Source organism: Streptomyces polygonati (assembly GCF_042650325.1).
GTDB classification, from domain to species: domain Bacteria; phylum Actinomycetota; class Actinomycetes; order Streptomycetales; family Streptomycetaceae; genus Actinacidiphila; species Actinacidiphila polygonati.
In genome coordinates this window covers 411,005-432,311 of sequence record NZ_JBHSBB010000007.1, presented here as the reverse complement: position 1 = coordinate 432,311, position 21,307 = coordinate 411,005, and the positions used below count along the sequence as shown (strand labels likewise).

23 protein-coding genes are annotated in these 21,307 nt (G+C 73.2%); 12 read left to right on the top strand and 11 right to left on the bottom strand.

The annotated features are described in order from the left end of the window. Positions 1–88 precede the first annotated feature (88 nt). The 4 genes from ACFO3J_RS08225 (at position 89) to ACFO3J_RS08210 (ending at position 3,502) form a co-directional block, all read left to right on the top strand. Positions 89–757: a glycerophosphodiester phosphodiesterase gene (locus ACFO3J_RS08225; RefSeq protein ID WP_386427622.1), complete on the top strand. Its 669-nt coding sequence runs from the start codon at positions 89–91 to the stop codon at positions 755–757. A 128-nt stretch (positions 758–885) separates the two neighbouring features. Next, entirely contained in the window at positions 886–1,806 is a 921-nt protein-coding gene (locus tag ACFO3J_RS08220; RefSeq protein ID WP_386427620.1) for an ABC transporter substrate-binding protein, read from the top strand. Beyond that, positions 1,803–2,681 (top strand): amino acid ABC transporter permease, encoded by an 879-nt coding sequence (locus ACFO3J_RS08215; RefSeq protein ID WP_386427618.1) that lies wholly within the window; start codon positions 1,803–1,805, stop codon positions 2,679–2,681. The genes ACFO3J_RS08220 and ACFO3J_RS08215 overlap by 4 nt, the downstream gene beginning before the upstream one ends. After that, positions 2,678–3,502, top strand: coding sequence for an amino acid ABC transporter ATP-binding protein (locus ACFO3J_RS08210; protein WP_386427616.1), 825 nt, complete (start codon positions 2,678–2,680; stop codon positions 3,500–3,502). The genes ACFO3J_RS08215 and ACFO3J_RS08210 overlap by 4 nt, the downstream gene beginning before the upstream one ends. A gap of 54 nt (positions 3,503–3,556) precedes the next feature. On the opposite strand, the gene ACFO3J_RS08205 is transcribed toward ACFO3J_RS08210, so the two are convergent. After that, positions 3,557–4,093 carry a GNAT family N-acetyltransferase gene (locus ACFO3J_RS08205; protein WP_386427614.1) on the bottom strand — a complete coding sequence of 179 codons (537 nt, stop codon included), beginning with the start codon at positions 4,091–4,093 and terminating at the stop codon, positions 3,557–3,559. A 243-nt stretch (positions 4,094–4,336) separates the two neighbouring features. Between ACFO3J_RS08205 and ACFO3J_RS08200 the strand changes: the two genes are divergently transcribed. From ACFO3J_RS08200 to ACFO3J_RS08190, 3 genes are all read left to right on the top strand, one after another. Then, the gene (locus ACFO3J_RS08200; RefSeq protein ID WP_386427612.1) at positions 4,337–4,861 is read left to right on the top strand and encodes a DUF5134 domain-containing protein; all 525 of its coding nucleotides are present in this window, start codon (positions 4,337–4,339) and stop codon (positions 4,859–4,861) included. 265 nt (positions 4,862–5,126) lie between these two features. Next, a complete protein-coding gene (locus ACFO3J_RS08195) occupies positions 5,127–6,065 on the top strand; it encodes a M56 family metallopeptidase (protein ID WP_386427610.1) in 939 nt (312 codons plus the stop codon). Between the two features lie 226 nt (positions 6,066–6,291). Then, on the top strand, positions 6,292–6,963 hold the full coding sequence (locus tag ACFO3J_RS08190) for a TetR/AcrR family transcriptional regulator (RefSeq protein WP_386427608.1): 672 nt from the start codon (positions 6,292–6,294) through the stop codon (positions 6,961–6,963). A gap of 73 nt (positions 6,964–7,036) precedes the next feature. Here ACFO3J_RS08190 and ACFO3J_RS08185 read toward each other — a convergent pair whose 3' ends face one another. From ACFO3J_RS08185 to ACFO3J_RS08150, 8 genes are all read right to left on the bottom strand, one after another. Further along, positions 7,037–7,945, bottom strand: coding sequence for a JmjC domain-containing protein (locus ACFO3J_RS08185; RefSeq protein ID WP_386427606.1), 909 nt, complete (start codon positions 7,943–7,945; stop codon positions 7,037–7,039). Then, on the bottom strand, positions 7,878–9,299 hold the full coding sequence (locus tag ACFO3J_RS08180) for a hypothetical protein (protein ID WP_386427604.1): 1,422 nt from the start codon (positions 9,297–9,299) through the stop codon (positions 7,878–7,880). The genes ACFO3J_RS08185 and ACFO3J_RS08180 overlap by 68 nt, the downstream gene beginning before the upstream one ends. Then, positions 9,296–10,639 (bottom strand): MFS transporter, encoded by a 1,344-nt coding sequence (locus ACFO3J_RS08175; RefSeq protein ID WP_386427602.1) that lies wholly within the window; start codon positions 10,637–10,639, stop codon positions 9,296–9,298. The genes ACFO3J_RS08180 and ACFO3J_RS08175 overlap by 4 nt, the downstream gene beginning before the upstream one ends. Next, a complete protein-coding gene (locus ACFO3J_RS08170; RefSeq protein ID WP_386427600.1) occupies positions 10,636–11,424 on the bottom strand; it encodes a hypothetical protein in 789 nt (262 codons plus the stop codon). The genes ACFO3J_RS08175 and ACFO3J_RS08170 overlap by 4 nt, the downstream gene beginning before the upstream one ends. Beyond that, the gene (locus ACFO3J_RS08165) at positions 11,421–12,314 is read right to left on the bottom strand and encodes a multinuclear nonheme iron-dependent oxidase (RefSeq protein WP_386427598.1); all 894 of its coding nucleotides are present in this window, start codon (positions 12,312–12,314) and stop codon (positions 11,421–11,423) included. Before ACFO3J_RS08165 ends, ACFO3J_RS08170 begins: the two co-directional genes overlap by 4 nt. 3 nt (positions 12,315–12,317) lie before the next feature. Beyond that, the gene (locus ACFO3J_RS08160; protein WP_386427596.1) at positions 12,318–14,075 is read right to left on the bottom strand and encodes a B12-binding domain-containing radical SAM protein; all 1,758 of its coding nucleotides are present in this window, start codon (positions 14,073–14,075) and stop codon (positions 12,318–12,320) included. A 1-nt stretch (position 14,076) separates the two neighbouring features. Then, positions 14,077–14,313: a hypothetical protein gene (locus tag ACFO3J_RS08155; protein WP_386427594.1), complete on the bottom strand. Its 237-nt coding sequence runs from the start codon at positions 14,311–14,313 to the stop codon at positions 14,077–14,079. 77 nt (positions 14,314–14,390) lie between these two features. Then, a complete protein-coding gene (locus ACFO3J_RS08150; protein WP_386427592.1) occupies positions 14,391–14,558 on the bottom strand; it encodes a hypothetical protein in 168 nt (55 codons plus the stop codon). A 511-nt stretch (positions 14,559–15,069) separates the two neighbouring features. Here ACFO3J_RS08150 and ACFO3J_RS08145 point away from each other — a divergent pair. Further along, positions 15,070–15,447 (top strand): hypothetical protein, encoded by a 378-nt coding sequence (locus ACFO3J_RS08145; RefSeq protein WP_386427590.1) that lies wholly within the window; start codon positions 15,070–15,072, stop codon positions 15,445–15,447. A gap of 30 nt (positions 15,448–15,477) precedes the next feature. Here ACFO3J_RS08145 and ACFO3J_RS08140 read toward each other — a convergent pair whose 3' ends face one another. After that, positions 15,478–16,155, bottom strand: coding sequence for a uracil-DNA glycosylase (locus tag ACFO3J_RS08140; protein ID WP_386427588.1), 678 nt, complete (start codon positions 16,153–16,155; stop codon positions 15,478–15,480). Positions 16,156–16,254: 99 nt separating this feature from the next. On the opposite strand from ACFO3J_RS08140, the gene ACFO3J_RS08135 reads away from it, so the two are divergent. The 3 genes from ACFO3J_RS08135 to ACFO3J_RS08125 all read left to right on the top strand — a co-directional run bounded on the left by ACFO3J_RS08135 (position 16,255) and on the right by ACFO3J_RS08125 (position 19,094). Beyond that, a complete protein-coding gene (locus ACFO3J_RS08135) occupies positions 16,255–17,100 on the top strand; it encodes a phospholipid scramblase-related protein (protein WP_386427586.1) in 846 nt (281 codons plus the stop codon). Between the two features lie 3 nt (positions 17,101–17,103). After that, entirely contained in the window at positions 17,104–18,111 is a 1,008-nt protein-coding gene (locus ACFO3J_RS08130; RefSeq protein WP_386427584.1) for an N-acetylglucosamine kinase, read from the top strand. Positions 18,112–18,209: 98 nt separating this feature from the next. After that, a complete protein-coding gene (locus tag ACFO3J_RS08125; RefSeq protein ID WP_386427582.1) occupies positions 18,210–19,094 on the top strand; it encodes a sirohydrochlorin chelatase in 885 nt (294 codons plus the stop codon). 105 nt (positions 19,095–19,199) lie between these two features. Here the strand turns inward: ACFO3J_RS08125 and ACFO3J_RS08120 are convergent, their stop codons facing one another. Beyond that, positions 19,200–20,240 (bottom strand): lactonase family protein, encoded by a 1,041-nt coding sequence (locus ACFO3J_RS08120; protein WP_386427580.1) that lies wholly within the window; start codon positions 20,238–20,240, stop codon positions 19,200–19,202. 565 nt (positions 20,241–20,805) lie between these two features. Between ACFO3J_RS08120 and ACFO3J_RS08115 the strand changes: the two genes are divergently transcribed. Continuing rightward, positions 20,806–21,303, top strand: a complete 498-nt coding sequence (locus ACFO3J_RS08115) for an Lrp/AsnC family transcriptional regulator (RefSeq protein WP_386427578.1) — start codon at positions 20,806–20,808, stop codon at positions 21,301–21,303. The last annotated feature ends 4 nt before the right edge of the window (positions 21,304–21,307 follow it).

Genomic DNA, 21,307 nt, shown 5'->3' with positions numbered 1-21,307 from the left:
GGCGGCAACGAGTGGGCCGGGCGGGCGGGACGCCGGCTCGTCACGGAGTGTTCGGCCCGCGGTCGCCTCCGCTCGCTAGGGTGCGGGGATGAACTTCCTCACCGTCGGTCACCGCGGAGTCATGGGCGTCGAGCCGGAGAACACCCTGCGTTCCTTCCGCCGCGCCGAGCAGGCGGGCCACGACCAGGTCGAACTCGATCTGCACCTGAGCAAGGACGGCGCCCTGATCGTCATGCACGACGCCGAGGTGGACCGCACCACCGACGGCGCCGGCCTCATCCGCGACCTCACCCTGGACGAGATCCGCGGTCTCGACGCCGGCTTCGGCGAGCGGGTGCCGGTGTTCGAGGAGGTGCTGGACGCGGTGGGCGTGCCCATCCAGGCCGAGATCAAGGACGTGGCCGCGGCGCGGGTGCTGGCCGGGGTCCTGCTCGAGCGCGGCGCGACCGGCCGGGTCAGCGTGCTCTCGTTCCACGACAAGGCGCTCGCCGAGATCCACGCGCTGCTGCCCGAGGTCGCCACCGTGCTGGTCGCCGAGGAGCTGGGACCGCACATCGTGCCGCGCGCCCAGGTGGTAGGCGCCCGGCTGGTCAGCCTCGACATCCGCCGGCTCAACCTCGACACGGTCCGCCGCTGCCACGACGCCGGGATCAAGGTGATGGCCTGGACCGTCAACACCGCGCAGGACTGGGCGGTGGCCCGCGCGCTCGGGCTGGACGGCGCCGCCACCGACCTGCCGGCCGAACCGGCCGCGTAGCACCGCCCGTACACGCCGCCCCGCACGGCGCCCGGCCGCACGCAACACCGCGGACACAAAGGTCCGGCATCCGGACTCCGGCGGCAATGGCGTGGACAAATCCGGCCGGGCGGTGCCAAGGTCCCGCCATGCCTCCCGCGATCCCGCTGTCCCCGAGCCGCGCCGCCCTGGCCGCCGCCGCCCTGTTCGCCCTCGCCCTGACCGGCTGCGCGCCGCAGGACGACGACACGCAGTCCTCGGCCCCCTCGTCGCCTCCCTCGTCGTCAGCGGCCGGCTCCGGCTCGCCGTCGGCCGCCGCCTGCGCCCCCGGCGCGCTCGCCACCCACTCCCCCGGCAAGCTCACCATCGGCACCGACAAGCCCGCCTACGACCCCTGGTTCTCCGACGACGACCCGTCCAACGGCAAGGGCTACGAGTCGGCCGTCGCCTACGCGGTCGCCGAACGGCTCGGCTACCCGCCGGACCGCGTGGTCTGGCAGACCGTCCCCTTCAACAGCGCCTTCTCCCCCGGCGTGAAGGACTTCGACTTCGACCTCGACCAGGTCTCGATCAACGCCGACCGGAAGAAGGCCGTCGACTTCTCCCCCGGCTACTACGACGTCCGGCAGGCGGTCGTCGCCCGCAAGGGGTCGAAGATCGCGGACGCGCACTCGCTGGCGGACCTGAAGGACGCCAAACTGGGCGCTCAGGTGGGCACGACGAGTCTGGACGCCATCACCGGCACGGTCCGGCCGAGCAAGCAGCCGGCCGTCTACCAGCGCAACGACCTGGCGGTGGCCGCGCTGAAGAACGGTCAGGTCGACGGGATCGTGGTGGACCTGCCGACCGCGTTCTACATCACCGGCGCCGAAGTCACCGACGCCAAGGTGATCGGGCAGTTCGACGACACGGGCGGCGCGCCCGAGCAGTTCGGACTCGTGCTGGACAAGGGCAGCGAACTGACGTCGTGCGTCTCCCGGGCCGTCACCGGCCTGCGCGCCGACGGCACGCTCGCCGCACTGGACAAGCGGTGGCTGTCCGACGCGGTCGACGCGCCGGTGCTCAAGTGACCGTGCGGGACGAGGCCGCGCCGCCGGAGGCGTACCGGCCGTCGGCGCGGCGGATCGAGCGGGAACGCTACCGGCGGGCCCGCACCAGGCGGTCCTTCGCGATCGCCGCGGTCAGCACCGCGGTGACGGCGTTCGCCCTGTACGAACTGATCGTCAGCTCACCGGGCTGGCAGCGCACCAGGGAGACCTTCTTCAGCGCCCACTACGCGCGCCTGGCCTTCCCGAAGGTCATGGAAGGGCTGTGGCTCAATCTGCGGCTGCTGGCGGTGTGCGGCGCGGTGGTGCTGGTCGCCGGGCTGCTGATGGCCATGCTGCGCACGCTCCGCGGCCCGGTCTTCTTCCCGGTGCGCGCGCTGGCCACCGCCTATGTGGACTTCTTCCGCGGTCTGCCGCTGATCATCTGCATCCTGATCAGCGTGTTCGGCATCCCCGCGCTGCGGCTGAGCGGGGTCACCAACGACCCCGTACTGCTGGGCGGTTTCGCGCTGTGCCTGACCTACACCGCGTATGTCGCCGAGGTGTTCAGGGCCGGGATCGAGAGCGTCCACCCCAGTCAGCGCGCGGCGGCCCGCTCGCTCGGTCTGAGCGGCGCGCGGACCATGCGGTACGTGGTGCTGCCGCAGGCCGTGCGGCGGGTGGTGCCGGCGCTGCTCAACGATCTTGTGTCGCTGCAGAAGGACACCGGTCTGGTGTCCATCGGCGGCGCGGTGGACGCGGTCTACGCGGCGCAGATCATCGCCAGCCGCAGTTTCAACTACACGCCCTACGTCGTCTCGGGGTTGATCTTCGTGGCCATCACCGTCCCCATGACGCGGTTCACCGACTGGGTGGCGGCGCGGATGAACCGGCGGCAGTCCCAGGGAGGCGTCGTATGAGTGCGGACCCGCTGCCGAAGGACGGCTCCCGCCTGGAGCCCGGACCGGAGCCGGTTCGCGCCCCGGGCCCCGCCGCGGAGCCGGTGCTGCGGCTCTCGGCGGTCCGCAAGACATACGGCTCCTCGGTGGTGCTCGCGGACATCGGTCTCGATGTGCCGGCGCACACCGTGACGGCCCTGATCGGCGCCTCCGGCTCGGGCAAGTCGACGCTGCTGCGCTGTGTGAACCTGCTGGAGGAGATCGACGACGGAGCGGTCTTCCTGGACGGCGCCGAGATCACCGACCCGCGCACCGACCAGGACGCGGTACGGCGCCGGATCGGCGTGGTGTTCCAGGCCTACAACCTGTTCCCGCACATGACAGTGCTGGACAACATCACGCTGGCGCCGCGGCGGGTGCACCGGGTGCCGCGCGCGGTCGCGGAGGGCGAGGCCCGTGAACTGCTGGCCCGGCTGGGGCTGGCCGACCGCGCGGGCGAGTACCCGGACCGGCTCAGCGGCGGCCAGCAGCAGCGTGTCGCGCTGCTCAGAGCGGTGGCGACCAAGCCGCGGCTGCTGCTGCTCGACGAGATCACCGCGGCGCTCGACCCGGAGCTGGTGGGTGAGGTGCTGGCCGTGGTGCGGGACCTCAAGGAGCAGGGCATGACGATGGTGATCGCCACCCACGAGATGGCCTTCGCCCGTGAGGTCGCCGACCAGGTGTGCTTCCTCGACGCCGGGGTGATCCTGGAACGCGGCACGCCCGCCGAGGTGTTCGGGGCGCCGCGCGAACCGCGTACCCAGGAGTTCCTGCGGCGGATCACCGAGGCGGGACGGCTCTGAGCCCTGAACGGACTCCGGAGGGGAGCGGGCGCCGCTGCCGGGCGGGGCGGAAGGTCAGCCGAGCTTCTTGGTGAGCAGTTCGAACTCCAGGTCGTCGCGCGTCGGCAGCCCGAACCGCTCGTTCCCGTACGGGAAGGGAGTCGTCTGACCGCTGCGGACGTAGCCGCGGCGCACATACCAGGCGATCAGGTCCTCGCGGACCGAGATCACCGTCATGTGCATCTCGGCGACGCCCCACTCCTCGCCGGCGAAACGCTCCGCCTCCGCGATGATCACCTTGCCCAGGCCCGCGCCCTGCAGGGCGGGGCGCACCGCGAACATCCCGAAGTAGGCGTGCGCCCCCCGGTGTTCGAGCTGGCAGCAGGCGACCAGTTCGCCGTCGCTCTCCACCGCGACCAACCGGCTGTCCGGCTTGGTGATGACGGTGAGCACATCCTCGGGGTCGGTTCGCTGACCCTCCAGGATGTCCGCCTCGGTGGTCCAGCCGGCCCGGCTGGATTCCCCCCGGTACGCGGACTCGATCAGCGCGACGAGCGCCGGGACGTCCTCGGGAGTGGCGGGCCGGAAGGTGGGTGAGGCGGCTGTGTCCATCCGGACAGGCTAACCGAGCCGATCGCGGCCCCTCACTGGAGCGGGCCGGCCCGTGGAAACGAGCCGGGGGGTGCGGAGCGAGGACGCGCACTCCCCCCAGTGACCCCGCGCGCCCGGGTGTGCACCGTTCGTGACGGGCAGCCTCTCACCGGGGCGGACGCCTGGCGGGGTGCGGCGCCGGGAGTGGTAGGAAGGGCCGGGAAGGGTACGAAGGGGGTGGGCTCAGTGCATGGAACACCGCTGGTGGCATGGCTGCTCGTGGTGCTCGGCGTCGCTGTCGCCGGGTCCTGCCTGCTGCGCCGCGAGGCCAGGGCGGAGGCGGTGACCGGCGCCGGGATGGCGGTGATGGCGGTACCGATGTCCGTCTTCGACCCCGGGCCGTGGGGCGCCGCGGTGCTGGCCGCGGTCTTCGCGCTGGCCGGGCTGCACTCGCTGCTCGGGCGGGCCCCGCACCGGGCGCATCACGCGGTGTGCTCGGTGGCGATGGTCTACATGGCGGTGGCGCTGGCCGCGGCCGGCCCGGGCAACTCCGAGCACGCCGCCCATCTCGGCGCGGGCCTCCCGCTGCTGACCGGCGTGCTGCTGCTCTACTTCGTGGGCTACGTGCTGCGGACCGGCATGGCCCTGATCCCCGGTCCCGCCCGGTCCCTGTCGATACCGGGGCCTTCCGGCGCCGGCGCCCCGAGGCTGCGGAACGCGCCGGAGGTCGCGATGGCCTGCCGCGTCTCGATGGCGCTCGGGATGCTGGCCATGCTGCTGGTGCTGTGACTCCCTCCGGGGTGGTGGGTCGCGACGGTGTCCGGATCGTCCGTCCGGTGGTGGGCGGGCCGTACGGCTCCGCGTGCCCCCGGCGGGGCGAGGTGCTGCCGGGGGCCGGACCCCGCCCAGCGGGTCCCCGGGGTGCCGGATCGGCCCGGGGGACGGTCCGGGGACGACCGGCCACGCCGAGTCCGCCGACACGTCCTGTGAGTGATGCGTCACATCGGGTCCGGTGTCCTGCGGGGAGATCACCATGGCTCCTAGGGTGATCCGTATGACGGTCCCGTTCGTGCTGCTGGTCCTCGGCGCACTGGCGGCGGCGACGGCGCCGCGTCTGCTCTCCCGTGCCGACTGGCCGGAGCGCGAACCGGTGCTCGCCCTGTGGGTCTGGCAGTGCGTGGTCGCCGCGGTGCTGCTGTGCTGCGCGCTGGCCATGGCGCTCACCGCGTCCGCGGCTTGGGCCGCCGTCCGCGGGAATCTCTTCGCCTTCGCGCCGCAGGACGTCGTGGACGCCTACGCGCTGCCGTCGTACGGCAAATGGTCCGGGACGCTGGCCATCGCTCTGGCACTCGGCGGGGTGTGGACGGCCGCCATGCTCACCCGTGAAGTACGCGCCGCGCGTGCCCGGCGCCGGCAGCGGTGGGGCGAACTACGCGCCCGCGCCCCCCGGTTGCCCGGCGAGGACGTACCGCCCGGCGAGCGGCTGGTCATCCTGGAGGACGGCAGGACCGACGCGTGGTGGCTGTCCGGCGCCCAGCCGCAGCTGGTGATCACCACCGCGGCGCTGCGCCGGCTCAAGGGCCGCAGCCTCGACGCGGTGCTGGCGCACGAGCAGGGCCACGCCCGCGCCCGCCACGATGTGCTGCTGCACTGCGCGGGCGCGCTGGCCGGCGGCTTCCCGCAGGTGCCGGTCTTCGCCGCCTTCCGCGACCAGGTGCACCACCTGGTGGAACTGGCCGCCGACGACACCGCCTCCCGCCGCTTCGGCCGGCTGACCACCGCGCTGGCCCTGGTGGAACTCAACGAGGAACGCGGCGTGTTCGCGCCCGGGCCGGTGCCGCTCGGCGCCCTGCCGGGCCGGGTGAACCGGCTGCTGGACCCGGCGCCGCGGCTGACCGTGGGCCGCAGACTGCGGGTGACGGCGCTGGCCATGATGGCCCCGGCCGTGCCCCTGCTGATCGCCTTCGGTCCCGGCCTGCACGCACTGACCTGACGGGGCGACCTCCATGGCGACCCGGTCACGACCAGGACGAACGGCGAGACCAGGCCATGTGTGACGGCGCCCGGGTCGTGCGTGGAAGACAGGGCAGACGAACGCCGGACCCGACGATCCCCCGCGTCGCCGGGTCCGGCGCCTGTTTCCCATTCCCACGCGAGCCGTGGCACGGCGGGATGCGCTGAGTATATTGGCTCGCAGCCAGTCAACGCAGGAGTAAAGCATGTCCCCTCGAAGCGCATCGGTCAATGAAGCGATGCGTCAGCGCTCGCGGGAGCGGCTGCTGCAGGCGACCGTGGAGTTGGTCGAGGAGCGCGGCTACGAGGCCACCACCCTCGCCGACATCACCCGGCACGCGGGTTCGGCCCGCGGCCTGGTGTCGTACTACTTCTCCGGCAAGCGCGCGCTGCTCCAGTCCGCGGTGCACCGGCTGATGAGCCTTGAGCTGGCGGCGGCGCTGGAGAGCGAGCCGCGCACCGAGGACGGCCGGGAACTCCTGGCCAGGGCCATCGACGCGATCCTCGGGCTGACGCAGACACACACCACCTTGATGCGCACCCATATGGCCTCGATCCTCCAGGAGGAGGGCTTCATCCAGTGCCCGGAGCAGCAGCGGCTGGCCCAGTTGCTGCGCCAGGCCGTGGCGGACTGGGGCGCGGCCGACCCCGAGGAGGAGTACCGGCTGCTGCGCGCCCTGCTCATGGGCGCCACCGTGGCGCTGCTGCTGCCGGGCGCCCCGATGCCGCTGGCCCGGCTGCGGGCGGAGCTGTTCCAGCGCTACGAACTGGACTGGAACGCGGGCATGCCGCCCAGCGACGACGAGAAGTCCGGCGGCGCGAGCGAGCCGCCGCGGCCGATCTCCGTACGGAGCAGGTGCGTCGGCCCGGTGGAGTGACGGACGCCGACCGGGCGAGCGCGAGTGCTGGCCGGCGGCGAGGACCCATGCCCCCGGTGCTCCCGGCCGGCCGTCACCGGCTGCCGCGGGTCTCGATCGCACGCCGCCCGAGGTGGGCGACAAGTGCCGTCCGGTCGACCCGGGTGAGCGCGTCGGCGAGCCGGTTGAGCAGGTCGTCAGCGGCCTTCTCCCGGTCCTCCGCGCTGCCGGAGAGGGCCGCGTGCGCGGGGACACCGGCGAGGCACGCCTGCAGCGCCAGCTCCGCGGCGCCGCGCAGAGCGGGCTCGCGGATCGCGACGGTGACATGGACGGACTCGGTGTCCAGCGTGCGGGTGTGGTGGGCGATTCCGTCCGGCAGGTACAGCACCTGACCCGCCCGCAGGTCGACCACCTGCGGCTCGTCGAGGCCGTCGACGTATCCCGGCTGCCAGTCGGCGGCGTCGCGCGGGGTGTCGTAGAGATACCAGCGCTTGGTCCCGCAGATCTGCGCCACGAAGAGGTGCCCGTCGTCGCGGTGGACCCGCAGTCCTTCCTCGCCGGCCGGCGACCAGAAGGCCACCGCTCCCGCCTTGGCGGTGAACAGCTCCGCCGCCCGTGCGCACAGCAGCCGCGCGGGCCGGTGCCAGTCGTGCAGGTTCTGCACGACCACGGTGGCCCCGGCGGCGAGTTGGGCGCGGACCTTCGCGCCGTCGACATAACCGCCCCGCGCCTCTCCCGCGACGGTGATCACCCGGGTCAGCTCCTCCGGCGGCACCGGGACGGCGCCGCGCATCGCGTTGAGCACCGGGTAGTGCAGCAGGCTGCAGTCCAGCCAGTCGTCCAGATCCTCGCGGGTCATCACGGAAGCGACTTCCGGCGAGGCGTCGAAGACCGCGTGGGCCCGGCCCCAGGGCAGCGCCCGCACGTCCGCCGGGTCACGGGCGAGCAGGTGTACTCCCGCCGACGGGACCGGTGGTTCCCTGGTGCTCAGGTCGGCGGTCATCGGGACTCCTTGTCGGGTCGGGGGTCGGGGAGTTCGGTGGCGCGGTGAGGGAGCGCAGGAAAGCGCCGGCCGAACCGGTGGACGCCAGGGCCCGCAGCAGCGCCGCCCAGGCGTCGTCCCGCCCGGCCCATCCGGCGCCGAACCGGCTGGTGAGCCCGGCGAGCACGGTGTCGCGCCAGGCGTAGCCGGCCAGGTACGAGCGCCAGTGCAGCATCCGCGGCTGCCGCATGAGGAGCAGTTCGGGAGCCCACCGCAGCCCGGTGCGTCCGATGACCGCGGCGGCGGCCTCCAGCGCGCCGGCCGCGCCCCGACAGCCACCCAGTTCGGCCTCCAGGGCCAGGTCGGCGGCCATCAGCCCGCGGCTGAAGCGCTCTTCCTCGGCGAGGAAGCCGGCGACGGCCGCGGCGGAGCCTTCGTCGAGTCCGAGCCGCACCAGCGGTTCGGGCGTGGTGACGAGGTGTTCCAGCAGCAGGGCCCAGCCTTCGGAGCGCAGGGGGTCGAACGACCACCGTGCGGCCAGCGGGGCGGCCGCCGGGCGCGCGGCGTGCTCGGCGAGGTGGGCGATCTCGTGCTGGAGGTACTGGACCGTCACCGGGGTGACCGCGGTGGGCAGCGACAGCAGCGAGTGTCCGGGCAGCCGCACCGGCATCACCATCGACGGGGTGTTGGGCCGGCGGATCAGCCCGACCCGGTGGGCGGCCGGCAGCAGCCCGTGGCCGCGGGCCTGCTCGACCAGTCGGCCGAGCAGGGTGTCCAGACCCGGCAGGGCGGCGCCGGCCGACGGTCCCAGCAGGCCCTTGCCGAGCATCAGCCAGCGCCAGTTGTACTCCTCGACGCCGTCGCCGAGCCCGGCCGTGCGTCCCCAGGACTCCGCGATCGGCGCCAGATCGGTGACCGGCGCCGTCACCGCGGCGAGCCGCCGTACCGAATCGGCCGGCAGCGGCAGCGCGGACTCCCCGCACCACCAGGGCCGGTCGCCGGCGGTGCGGCGGCGCTCGGTCAGCCACCGCCAGACCTCCTCGGCGGCGCTCCTGGCCTCGGCACGCCAGATCCGGTACGAGGCGCGCCGTCCCGCCTCGTCCGCCTCCAGGTCGAGTACGGCCACCGTGGCGGGCACCGGCGGCCCGTCGCCGAGGAGTTCGGCGACGAAGCGGGACAGCCCGAGGCGGGCGATCCCGCCGCTGAGCCGGGCGGCCCGCCCGGCGGCGGGGTCCGGGCCGCGGCCGGACAGACCGGAGCGTTCCAGCTGGAGGTCGGCGAGCAGGTCCTCGATGTCCCTCGCCGCCGTGTCCTGAGCGGTGGCGTCGTGAGCGGCGGCGTCCTGAGTGGAGGCGTCCGCCCCGGTGGCGGTCATGTCGAGGACACATCCTGCGGCAGCGCGGCGGCGGCCTCCCGATCGGACGGCCGTGCGGGCGCGGCCCGCACGGTGAGTGCGGCGACCCACAGCCCGACCGCGCCGAAGGCCGCCGCGGCGAGCGGCCAGGCCACGGCCGTACTGTCCAGGTCGCCGACGGCCATGCCCGTCACGACCAGCCCGCCGCCGGTGAACAGGCTGTTGAACAGGGACGCCACCGACAGGACGGTGGCCCGGTGCGGGCCGTCCACGCGTTCGTTCACCGCCGCCCGCACTCCCGGCATGCACAGCCCGAAGGCCGTGGAGAAGCCCACGTAGCAGACGATGGACACCGCCGGTTCCCGGATCAGGCCGGCCGCGGCCAGCGACACCGCTCCGACGGACGCGGCGGTGACGATCACGGTGCGCCGGGCGCCCGCGCCGCGCTTCTGCAGCCCGAGTGTCCAGCCCAGCAACGGGATCTCCAGCAGCGAGCCGACGCCGCGCATCAGGGCGAGCACGACGAGATGACCGCCGACCAGTCCGTCGTACACGACCGTCCACTGCACCCCGGGAATGCCGCGGCACAGCCACAGCAGCGCGGCCCCCAGGATCAGGGCGATCAGCACGCGGTCGCCCTGCAGGGTGTAGCGGGCGCCGGTGACGACCTCGCGCGCCGAGCCGCGCAGGCGCTGGCCGAAGGCTCCTGTGGGCCGCGGGGCGTGGCGGCCGCCGGCCATCAGCAGCGCCGACGCGACAGCCGCCAGGGCGCAGGCGGATCCGGCCGCGAGCTGGGGCACCGCCAGGTCCAGGGTGCCGAGCGCGGCGCCGGTGAGGGTGCCGAGCACCAGTCCGGCGTTCTCCGCGATCTTTCCCTGGGCGAAGAGCCGGTCCAGGCTCAGCGGGTTCCGGGACCGGGTCTCGTCCACCGCCCACGCCTCCAGGGAGCCGGAGGCGAAGGTGCCCCCGAGCGCGGCCAGCAGGGTGCCGGAGGCGGCCACCGCCACGCTGTCGCTGAAGAACAGCGCGCCGTAGCCGCCCGCCCGCAGCGCGAAGCTGACGGTCACCGAGGCGCGGCGGCCGAACATGTCGGCCAGGATCCCGGTGGGGATCTCGGCGATCCCTTCGAGGATCCACACCGCCGCGACCAACGCGAAGACGGCTCCCGAACTCATCCCGTAGGACTGGAGCAGCAGCACCGACGTGACCGTGAGCAGCATGTCGGCGAAGTAGTCGAAGCCCGACACCAGCAGATAGCCGCGCCGTACCCGCCGTACGTACAGGCGGTCCGCCTCGGCCTCCGCCAGTGTCTCCGCCTCCGGCGGCCCGGGTGGGCCGGCGCCCGGGCCGCCGCCTTTCACCAGGAGTCCTCCGCGACCAGTCCGGCGGCTACCGCCTTGGCATAGGCACCCGTCGACGTGGCATCGGCGGGGCGGGGCGCGTCCGGCGACCACAGCCATCGCAGCGCGGCGACGGTGGCGCCGGTCAGGCGGATGCGGCGGACCCGCCCGCTCTCCGGCAGGGAGACGACGGCGAGCGGCGCGGGACGCCGTTTGACCAGCAGCAGCGCCTCGGGCCACGGATCGACGGGACCGCGTTCGCGCAGCAGCCGGCCGTACTCGGGCACGTCGAAGGCGGCCTCCGCCACCCAGGCGCCCGGGACGAGACCGCTCTCCCCGGCGGCCGGGCGGCGGGTGCCGGCCGAGCCGCCGAAGAGGTAGTCGTGCTCGAAGGCGAACGCCTCCGCGACCCAGTCCTCCTGCCGGGCGATCCAGTCCGTGGAGCGCAGGAACGCGGCGAAGGCCGCGGCGGAGGTGGCGGCCGGCGGAAACACCGAGCCGGGCTGCGCCGGCCTGTCCTGCCACGCCCCGCTGTCGAGGAAGGCGTGCAGCCCCTCGGCGCCGGTCCGCCCGTAGTAGGCGAAGAAGGTGACCGCGAAGGCGGTGTTCAGCACATTGGCCACGGTCTTGCGGCGGCGGGCCTGCTCCATGGCGAAGCCCGGCCCGCTGGTGCCGTCGGCCACGATCGCGCGCTCGCCCGCCGGCAGGGCGGCGAGCAGCCGCTCCCGCCGTTCGCCGCCCGCGTTGAGGATGTGCCAGGTGGTGTCGACCACCCGGGCGTAGTCCAGTGTCGCCTCACCGCTCACCGCTCACCCCACCAGTGGCTGGCGCGGCGCGCGAAGCGCCGTACGCTGTCGGACAGTTCCGCGGCGGTCATGCCCTCCGCCTCGGCCATCACCGACCGCAGGTGGGGCGCGCGCGGCAGCAGGGTGTCGGCCAGCTCCCACACCTCGTCGCTCACCGGCCAGTCGTGCTTGTCGTCGACGAGCCGCACACCGCCCTCGAAGCGGCGGACGAACGTGCCGCTCATATGGGCCTCGACCACCCGGTCCCAGGCGACGGCGTCGTCGCCGGGCAGGACGGCGGGCCGTCCCTGCTGGACCCGCAGGCCGTAGAGATGGCCGAGGTCGATCGTCATGAGGCAGTCGGCGCGTTCGGCGATCCGGGTCATCAGGGTGAGGATGTCGCCGTCGCCGACGACGAACGGATAGGGCGCGTTCTCGATCGTCAGCGGGCGGCCGATGACGTCCTGGGCGTGCTTGATCCGGTCCACCGCCCAGTCGACCGCCTCGTCGACCAGCGGCATCGGCACCAGGGACTCCAGCAGCGTCTCCCCCCGGCGCACCCACATCGCCAGATCGATGTTGAGCCACGGGGAGTCCAGTTCGGCGGCGCGCTCGCCGAGCGCGCGCAGCAGCCGGCCGTCGAGCGGGTCGGTGCCGCAGATGTCCAGGTCCAGCGGGTGGAACAGGGTGTGCAGCCCGTGCCGTCGGCAGAACTCGGCGCAGCGCAGGGCGAGTTCCTGATCGTCGGCGAGGATGCCGACGCTGTACCAGGTGGCGTCGGCTCCGGCCTTCAGCGCGGTCTCCTCCGCCACGTCCATGGAGGTGATCGAGTCGCAGCTGAAGCAGATTCCGCGGACACCCGGGGGGCCGAGTTCCTCGATGGCGGAGCCGGCTGTGAGGGCGGTCGTCATGGATCAGTCCCTTCCGTGCTGGCCGGGGGCGCCGGGGATCTCGCTGAAGCCCACCTGCCCGGCCGCTGCCTTGGTTCGTCGGATGAGGTCGTGCAGAGGGACCAGATCGGGGCCGAGCCGGGGCAGCAGTGCTTCCAGACCCCCGGTGTCCAACCGCGGGAACCCGGCCTCGGCGTCCTCCAGCAGGGTCTCGACCAGCAGGTTGGGGGCGTGCCGCAGCGAGACCACGTCGAGTTGCAACCGCGCGTGCAGGGCGCGCGGGATGTCCGGGTGCTCGCCCATGGAGGCCAGTGCCAGCTCCCCGACGGCGAGCGCGTCGTCGATGTCGCCCTGCCACCGCTTGCGGAAGGCCCGCAGCGTGTCGCTGAACCGCTGCACCGCGGGCTCCTCGAACAGGTCGAAGGGGCTGGGCAGGTCGTCCGGGTCGAACTCCACGCCGAACCGCCGCGCGTAGAAGTCGCGGATGGGCGTGCCCTCGTAGAGCACCAGCGCGGTGTACAGGTGGTCGTGCGGGACGTAGTCGTAGAAGCCGGTGTCGCGCAGGAAGTCGAGGTTGGCGCGGATGTCCGCGGTGGTGGTGGCCGGGTCGAGCATGATGAAGTCGAGCGAGATCTCGATGCCGAGGCGGCGCAGCAGGCGGACCGCCGCTACGTTGACCTCCGGTTTCACATGCTTGGCGAGCCGCTCGAGCACGGGTTCCGAGGCGGATTCGATGCCCAGCTCGATGAAGCGCAGCCCGCACTCCTTGAGCCGGGGCAGCACCTCGGCCGCCTTGAGCACCTGGTTGACCCGGGTGCCGAAACTGAAGGAGATGTCCGGGTCGGCCGCGTGGAGGGCTTCGGCGACTTCCAGCGCCCGGGTCGGGGAGACGAAGAAGTTGGCGTCGCTGAAGTAGACGTGCTGGTAGCGGACTCCGTGCCGTTCGCGGAAGTGCAGCAGCTCGGCGACGACGCGTTCGGCCTCGCGGGAGCGGTACTTGCGCCCGATGGTGAGCACACCGCAGAACGAGCAGTTGTACGGACAGCTGCGGCTGCTGCAGATGGTCAGCGCCGCCTTGAGCCGGCCCTGCACCTCGTCGAAGTAGGTGAGGTCCGGATAGCCGGAGTGCGAGGTGAACTCCGCGTCGGGGAACGGGATCTGGTCCAGGTCGGGCACGAACGGCCGGTCCGCGTTGATCAGCGGTACGCCGTCCGCGTCCGCGCTGTGCCAGGTGGTGCCCTGGATCCGGGTCAGCGCTTCGCGGTCGCCGAGGTGACGGACCAGGTCCAGCATGGCCTCCTCCCCCTCGCGCCGGACGACGACGTCGACGCAGGGGTAGCGGCGCATGATGTGCTCGTGCACGGCGGTGGCGTGCGGGCCGCCGAGCACGACCAGGCAGTCGGGACGGCGGGACTTGATCCACTCGGCCATGGCGATCGCGTTGCGGAACGACTCGTTGTAGACCGAGAACCCGACGACATCGAAGCGGTCCAGGCCGTACAGCTCGGCCAGCTCCACGGTGTCGTCCTCGGAGTCCCCGAAGTCGAAGCCGGAGCTCGGATAGCCGTGCTTGTCCAGATAGGCCATGAGGTAGGCCAGACCGATCGGCTTGGACTTGCGGCGGTCGGAGAAGCCGACCGAGGGATTGACCAGGGCGATGCCGGGCTTGTCCGCCGGGACGGGCGGCCGGGTGGGGGCCGGGTCGGGCGCGGACACCGGTGCGGGCGGGGGCTTCGCGGCGGCTGTCCGCGAGACCGTCGGGTGGGTCGTCGGGGTGTTCATCTCAGTACCGCTCGTCCGCGGTCGCGGCCAGCAGGACACCCTGCCCGACGAAGGCGCGCAGGAAGTCCCGGTCGGCGGCGGCCAGTGCGTCCAGGTCGACCGGCCCGCTCAGCGCGGCGCGCCACACCTGCGAGGCGTGTCTGTTCAGCTTCAGGCAGGCGCCCTCCGGGCCGGCCAGCGGCACATAGACGTGGCCCGCCTCGTCCAGGTAGGGCAGTTCCGGGGTGAGTCGCATCATTGACCGTCCCTCGCAGACATGGGCCGACGGCGCGCGGGGCCCGGCGCGGCGAGGCGCCGGACCCCTGGGCTGCCCGGTCAGGAGTAGATCTTCCCGAGCATCTTGGTGTAGCTGGCGCTGCCGAGGCTCACGATGTCGGCCTCCGGGGTCTCGACCTCGTCGAAGCCGGCGATCTCCAGCTCGTTCCGGGTGCGGTCGGCCAGGGACTCACGGCCCGGCTGCTGCACGTTCTCGGTGGGTGCCATCAGCGTATTTCCTCTCGTCCAGCCCCGAAAGAATTCCGGCGGGGCATCGAAAGCATCACTCCGTGAATCCGGAGAGACCGACTATGAGCATGCTTCGACAGGGACCGGGTGTCAATATCCAAGAGCGCTCCGCTATTTAATCATTTCATATTTCGCTCATGAAATTGCGGAGGATCTACGGTCGGCAGCACGGCAAGGTGTCAGGTCTTCTTCCGGACACGACCGGGATCGCGCGGAAATCGATCGCTTCGTTCCGCACGGCCGATGTTTTCCGGCCATACGCCTGGTCGGCCGGGCCCGCCGTCCTGCGGCCGGGACGGCGGGAAACCCGAATTCCCGGGCTGCGGCTTCCGCCGCCCCGGTGGAATAAGGAGCCGCCCACGGCTCGCGAACAGATACCCGGAAAGGGCGGTTCGAAACGGCACGACCGGGCGGATGGTTCGGCGCGGAAATGACGTGCGCCGGAGCGGTCTCCCGGTCCCGGCGGCATAGATGTGACAAACTGTGCGACATGGCAGCGGGGGCCGGCGACGGCCGAGACGAAACGGACCGCCCGACTCCCGGCGAGGAAGCGGCGGCCCGCGAACAGGCCTTCTGGGAAACGCGCCGGCGCGCGCAGGATCTGGACGACGACGAAGCGGGCCGCCGCGAACGCCGGCGGCTGAGCAAGCGCTCCCGGCGGATGAATCTCGACGTCCGGGTGCATCGGTATGCCCGCCGTGTCGACGAGGGCCCCGTCCCCGGCGATCTGCGGCTGCCGCCGCTGCCGGACCGCGAGGACCCGGCGGCGGAGTTCCCCGAGGACTTCCGCGACGACGTGCCGGACGACTTCCCTGCGGACTTCCCGGCAGACCCCGGCGGGGCGGAATCCGACGGCGACGACCGCTGACGTCACGGCGCCCCGCCGGGCGCACCCGCGCTAGGGAAGACGCCAGTCCACCGGGGCGGCGCCCTGTGCGACCAGCAGTTCGTTGGTGCGGCTGAAGGGCCGTGAGCCGAAGAAGCCCCGGTCCGCGGACATCGGCGAGGGATGCGCGGACTCGATCGCCGGGAGCTCCCCGAGCAGCGGCCGGGCGTTGCGCGCGTCCCGCCCCCACAGGATGGACACCAGCGGGCGGCCCCGGGCGGCCAGCGCCCTGATCGCCTGCTCGGTGACCTGCTCCCAGCCCTTGTCACGGTGGGCCGCCGGCCGCTTCGGGGCGGTGGTCAGAGCCCTGTTGAGCAGCAGCACGCCCTGCCGGGTCCACGGTGTCAGGTCGCCGTTCGACGGCCGGGGCACCCCGAGGTCGGAGCCGAGTTCGCGATAGATGTTCTCCAGGCTCCCGGGCAGGTTGCGGACCTCGGGCGCCACCGCGAAGCTCAGACCGATGGCCATCCCCGGTGTCGGGTACGGATCCTGCCCGACGATGAGCACCCGGACCTCGTCGAAGGGCTGCGTGAACGCCCTCAGCACATTCGGCCCCGCGGGGAGGTATGTCCGGCCGGCGGCTACCTCGGCGCGGAGGAAGTCCCCCATCGCGGCGACACGTCCGGCTACCGGCTCCAGGGCCTTCGCCCAGCCGGCCTCGACAAGTTCAGAAAGGGGTTGTGGCGGCACGGTGTCACCCTACTGGCCCACACCGGCACCCTCCGCCATCGAAACCGCCGCTGCCGGATCGGCGGCTCCGCTGACGGTCCGCCACGATACTCTGCCCGGGTGACGACGCATTCCGACACCCCGGCCGGCTGGTACGCCGACCCGCAGGGCACTCCGAATCTGCTGCGGTACTGGGACGGCACCCGGTGGACCGAGCACACCAACCCCGGTCAGGTCCCCCAGCAGCCCGGCAAGCAGGAGGGCGGCAGCGCCTGGGAGGTGAATGTCAGCGGCACCCCGGACCCGGCCAAGGTCCAGCGCCAGGTGCAGCAGCAGGCCGGGATCACCCCGCCCGGCCAGGGCGGCGGCACGCTGTTCACCGAGCCGGTGCTGGTGGTCAACCAGAAGGCCAAGCTGATCGAACTCGTCAATGAGTACAGCGTGTTCGACCAGAACGGCCGGAGTCTCGGCTCGGTCGTCGAGGTCGGCCAGAGCACCGCCAAGAAGGTGCTGCGCTTCGTCTCCAGCGTCGACCAGTTCCTCACCCACAAGCTGGAGGTCAGGGACGCCCAGGGGCAGCCGCAGCTGGTGCTGACCCGGCCGGCGAAGTTCGTGAAGTCCAAGGTGGTGGTGCAGCGGCCCGGCGGCGAGCCGCTCGGCGAGATCGTGCAGCAGAACGCGTTCGGCAAGATCAAGTTCGCGTTCATGTACGACGGCCAGCAGATAGGCGCCATCAAGGCCGAGAACTGGCGGGCCTGGAACTTCGCGATCGTGGACCACACCGAGACCGAGATCGCCCGGATCACCAAGACCTGGGAAGGTCTGGCCAAGACCATGTTCACCACCGCGGACAACTACGTGCTGCAGATACACCGGCAGCTCGCCGACCCGCTGCTGAGCATGGTGGTGGCCTCCGCGCTCACGGTGGACACCGCGCTCAAGCAGGACTCCCGCGGGTTCGGCTGAGCCGTGCCCGACTCCGAGGTCTCCGCCGGCACCGACCGGCCGGACCCCGGCTGGGTGCTGGGCGTGGACTCCGGCGGTTCCGGGGTAAGGGTCGCCCTGGCCCGTCCCGACGGCTCGCGGGCGACCGCGCCGGCGGCCTCCGACCGGCCCGCCGTGGTGGGCGAGCGCGGTATCGACGCCGAGAGCCTGCTCGCCCTGGTGCTGCCGCTGGCCGGGGAGTTGATGCGTAGGGCCGGCGCCTCGCGGATCGCCGCGGCCTGTGTCGGCGCGGCCGGCATGGCCTCACTCGGTGACGATCTGCGCGCCCGGCTGCCGGGAGCGCTGTCCGAGGCGCTGGGCGTGGACCGGCTGGCGCTGGCCGGCGACGCGGTGACGGCCTACGCGGGGGCGCTCGGCCTGCGCCCGGGCGTGGTGGTCGCGGCCGGCACCGGCATGATCGCGCTCGGCGTGACCGCCGACGGCTCCGGCTGGCGGCGCGCGGACGGCTGGGGCCATCTGCTGGGCGATGTCGGCGGCGGCGCCTGGATCGGGCGGGCCGGCCTGGAGGCGGCGCTGCGCGCCCACGACGGGCGGGCCGGTGGCTCGGAGCCGCTGCTGGCGCGGGCGCGGGCGGTCTTCGGCCCGGTGGAGACGCTGCCCGGCCAGTTGTACCCGCGGGCCGACCGGCCCGCCGTACTGGCCTCCTTCGCCCCCGAGGTGGCCCGCTGCGCGCATCAGGACCCGGTGGCCTCGGAGATCCTGCGCCGGGCGGCGGCGCACATCCTGGAGGCCGCCGCGGCGGTCCGGCCGGGGCCCGGCCCGGTCGATGTGGCGCTGACCGGCGGGCTGTTCAAGATGGGCGAGCCGCTGATGGGGCCGCTGCGCGACCAGGCGGAGCGGCTGCTGCCGGACGCCGCCCTGCTCGCGGCGGCCGGTGACCCGCTGGACGGCGCGCTGCTGATCGCCGGGGCGGTGCAGCGCGGTGAACTGGGCCTGCCCGCCGATCCCGTACTGCTCAGACTCGTGCCATGACCCACCGTGACCGGTGAAACGGACAGTTCTGGACAGGTCTGACCCACCTCGTACCCGGCCGAACGAATGGGCGCCGTGAGGCGTTAGCATGCGTCGCCATGAGCACTGCACCAGGGCCCGCCTCCGGCCTCCCCGTTCGAACGCCGCGTCAACACCCGGGACGCCATCGCCGCCCGGAGGCGCTGACCGCGCCCGAGGGCGCGCCGGTGCTGGTCCTGGCGGTCCCCGGCACTCCCACCGCCGCCGCGCTCAGTCTGGCCGAGGAGGTCGTGAGCATCGCCCGTTCCGAGCTGGCCGGGCTCGATCCGCGGATCGCGTTCGTCGACGGCGAGGACAGCGGGCAGAGCGATTTCCCCGGCCTGCGCGGTGTGCTGGACCAGGTGGCGGCCGACCGTCCCGGTGAGGACACCTCGGCGGTCGTGGTGCCGCTGCTGGCGGGTCCCGAGGCGTCCGTGCTGCGCCGTATCCGGCAGGCCATCGCGGACAGCAAGGCGCAGGTGGAGCTGACCGACGTGCTCGGCCCGCACCCGCTGCTCGCCGAGGCGGTGCACGTACGGCTGGCCGAGGCCGGACTGGCCCGCGCCGACCGGGCCAGGCTGTTCACGGTGGCGACGGCGGCGGACGGGATCATCCTGGCCACCGTCGGCGGCGAGGAGGCGGCGCAGGCCGCCTCGGTGACCGGTCTGCTGCTGGCCGCGCGGCTCGCGGTGCCGGTGCTGGCCGCCGCGCTGGACGAGGACGGGGCGATCGCGCACGCCGCCGACCAGCTGCGCTCCTCCGGTTCCGGCACGCTGGCCCTCGCGCCGTGCCTGATCGGACCGGAGATCGCTCCGCAGCTGCTGCACACCGCCGCCGCGGAGGCCGGCTGCTCGGGCGCCGACGCGCTCGGCCCGTATCCGGCGGTCGGCAAGCTGGTGGTCAGCCAGTACGCCGCCGCGCTGGGCATCGCGCGGCAGTCGCCGCAGGGCGCGCAGGCCCAGTGAGCCGCTGAGGCGGGGCCGCGGGCCGGGCCCGCTCACGGTACGGCGGGCGATCCCGGACGGGACCGCCCGCCTTCGTGTGTCCGGGCGGGCCCCGGTGGAACGGCGTCAGGCGAACAGCACGCAGGACACCGCGGGCAGCGCCAGCGAACCGGCCTGCCGGGGAAGGCCGGTGGCCGCATCGACGTCGAACCAGGTCACGTCGCCGGAGCGTTCGTTGGCCGCGTAGAGGCGGCTGCCGGACGGGTCGAGGGTGAGGTGCCGCGGCCAGTCGCCGCCGCAGCTCACGGTGTCCACGAGTTCGAGGCCCTCGCCGTCCTCGTCCACGGCGAGCACCGCGATGGTGTTGTGGCCGCGGTTGGCCACCCAGGCGAAGCGGCCGTCGCGGGCGACCACCACTTCCGACGGGTAGTTCTCGCCCTCGGCGTCCTCGGGCACCACACGGGTCTCCGCGAGCGGGCGCAGGCTGCCCTTGTCGGCGTCCCAGCGGCACACGGTGACGACCGAGTCGAGTTCGTTGACCACGTAGGCGTGGGCGCCGTCGGGGTGGAAGGCCAGGTGGCGCGGGCCGATCCCGGAGCGCAGGCCGAGTTCGCGTTCGATCTCCAGCTCGTCGCTGCCCGCCTCCAGCTCGCAGACCCGCACCGAGTCGGTGCCGAGGTCCACGCTGAGCGCCCACCGACCGCTGGGATCGGTCACCACCGCGTGGGCGTGCGGGGCCTCCTGGCGCTCCTGGTCGGGGCCGTCGCCCTCGTGCTCCAGCACCGAGCGGACCCTGCCGAGCGATCCGTCGTCGTTGAGCGAGAGCACGCTGACACTGCCGGGCGCCGCGTAGTTCGCGGTCAGCAGGTGTCCCTGATGGACCGTCAGGTGGGTCGGCGAGCCGCCGTGGACCGGCACGGGATCCCCGAGCAGCCGGGGCGCGGCGGGGTCGGCGAGGGAGAACGCGGCGGCCGCTCCCTCCGGTTCGGTCTCGCTGACCGCGTAGAGGGTCCGCCCGTCGGCGGACCGGGCGAGGAAGGACGGGTTCGGCACGTCGGCCGTGTGCCCGAGCGCGGTGAGCGCCCCTGTGTCCGGGTCCACCGTGGCCGCGGTGAGGCCGCGGCCCCCCGCCGATGTGAACGACCCGATGTAAACGTGCCCGGCCACTGCCGTACCTCTTCCGCCTGATGTCTGTACGGCGGCTGAGAGTAGTACCTGACGGCCATCCCGTCGCCCCCGGGTCCCGCGGTGCGGTGCGGCCGGCGCTCGCCGGTCGGCGCCGGCACCGCGGCACGGGACGCGCGCACCTCCGGCCGGATGCCGCGCGCGATGAGGCCCTCGGCGCGGACGACCGGGGCGGGCCGCGTGGCGTGGCCGGGCAACCTTGCACACGGTACCCACCGCGGCACCCGCCGTCCCGGGCCGCGTCCTTGACGCCGGCCGGCCGTACGACCGCTGTTACGGGGACCACCGCGGTCACCGGCACCGCGTCGCGCTCAGGGGATCGGCGGTTCCCTCCGGTCGGGCGGTTCACCGGTACGAGTGAACGCCGGAGGCCGGGAACGGCAGGCGGCCGGGCCGTACCGCGCCGGTCGACCGAGCGCGGCCCAACGGGCCACCGGCACAGGCGAGTTCGCCGCCGGCCGGCAGTGGCTCAAAGTAACCCCTGTGTCCTGGGCCATCCGTACAGTGCATATGCCGGAGACCTGACCACGAGGGGAACAGCTGTCCCATGCCCGTCGATCCCCTGGACGTACGCATCCTGCGCCTGCTGCTGGAGCAGCCGCGGACCAGCGTTCGCGAGTACGCCCGCATCCTCGGTACGGCCCGCGGCACACTCCAGGCGCGGCTCGAACGGCTGGCGCGGACCGGGGTGATCACCACGGCGGGCCCGCGGATATCCCCCGCCGCGCTGGGGCACCCGGTGCTGGCCTTCGTACGGATCGAGGTCACCCAGGGAGGTCTGGACGAGGTCGCGGCAGAGCTGGCGGCGGTCCCCGAGATCATCGAGGCGTTCTCCATCACCGGCGGCGGCGATCTGCTCACCCGGGTGGTGGCGCGGGACAACGCGCACCTGGAGGACATCATCCAGCGGCTGATCCGGATGCCGGGGGTGGTGCGCACCCGCACCGAGATAGCGCTGCGCGAGCGGGTGCCGCACCGGGTGCTGCCGCTGGTGGAGTCGGTGGGCCGCGAGGCCGTCGGGGACGGTCAGCGGGCGGCCGGGTAGTCCT

Bases quoted from the DNA above. Each gene is read 5' to 3' on its own strand.
- ACFO3J_RS08225 (WP_386427622.1), top strand. From the start codon at position 89: ATGAACTTCCTCACCGTCGGTCACCGCGGAGTCATGGGCGTCGAGCCG.
- ACFO3J_RS08220 (WP_386427620.1), top strand. From the start codon at position 886: ATGCCTCCCGCGATCCCGCTGTCCCCGAGCCGCGCCGCCCTGGCCGCC.
- ACFO3J_RS08210 (WP_386427616.1), top strand. From the start codon at position 2,678: ATGAGTGCGGACCCGCTGCCGAAGGACGGCTCCCGCCTGGAGCCCGGA.
- ACFO3J_RS08205 (WP_386427614.1), bottom strand. From the start codon at position 4,093: ATGGACACAGCCGCCTCACCCACCTTCCGGCCCGCCACTCCCGAGGAC.
- ACFO3J_RS08195 (WP_386427610.1), top strand. From the start codon at position 5,127: ATGACGGTCCCGTTCGTGCTGCTGGTCCTCGGCGCACTGGCGGCGGCG.
- ACFO3J_RS08190 (WP_386427608.1), top strand. From the start codon at position 6,292: ATGTCCCCTCGAAGCGCATCGGTCAATGAAGCGATGCGTCAGCGCTCG.
- ACFO3J_RS08185 (WP_386427606.1), bottom strand. From the start codon at position 7,945: ATGACCGCCGACCTGAGCACCAGGGAACCACCGGTCCCGTCGGCGGGA.
- ACFO3J_RS08180 (WP_386427604.1), bottom strand. From the start codon at position 9,299: ATGACCGCCACCGGGGCGGACGCCTCCACTCAGGACGCCGCCGCTCAC.
- ACFO3J_RS08165 (WP_386427598.1), bottom strand. From the start codon at position 12,314: ATGACGACCGCCCTCACAGCCGGCTCCGCCATCGAGGAACTCGGCCCC.
- ACFO3J_RS08160 (WP_386427596.1), bottom strand. From the start codon at position 14,075: ATGAACACCCCGACGACCCACCCGACGGTCTCGCGGACAGCCGCCGCG.
- ACFO3J_RS08155 (WP_386427594.1), bottom strand. From the start codon at position 14,313: ATGATGCGACTCACCCCGGAACTGCCCTACCTGGACGAGGCGGGCCAC.
- ACFO3J_RS08150 (WP_386427592.1), bottom strand. From the start codon at position 14,558: ATGGCACCCACCGAGAACGTGCAGCAGCCGGGCCGTGAGTCCCTGGCC.
- ACFO3J_RS08145 (WP_386427590.1), top strand. From the start codon at position 15,070: ATGGCAGCGGGGGCCGGCGACGGCCGAGACGAAACGGACCGCCCGACT.
- ACFO3J_RS08125 (WP_386427582.1), top strand. From the start codon at position 18,210: ATGAGCACTGCACCAGGGCCCGCCTCCGGCCTCCCCGTTCGAACGCCG.
- ACFO3J_RS08115 (WP_386427578.1), top strand. From the start codon at position 20,806: ATGCCCGTCGATCCCCTGGACGTACGCATCCTGCGCCTGCTGCTGGAG.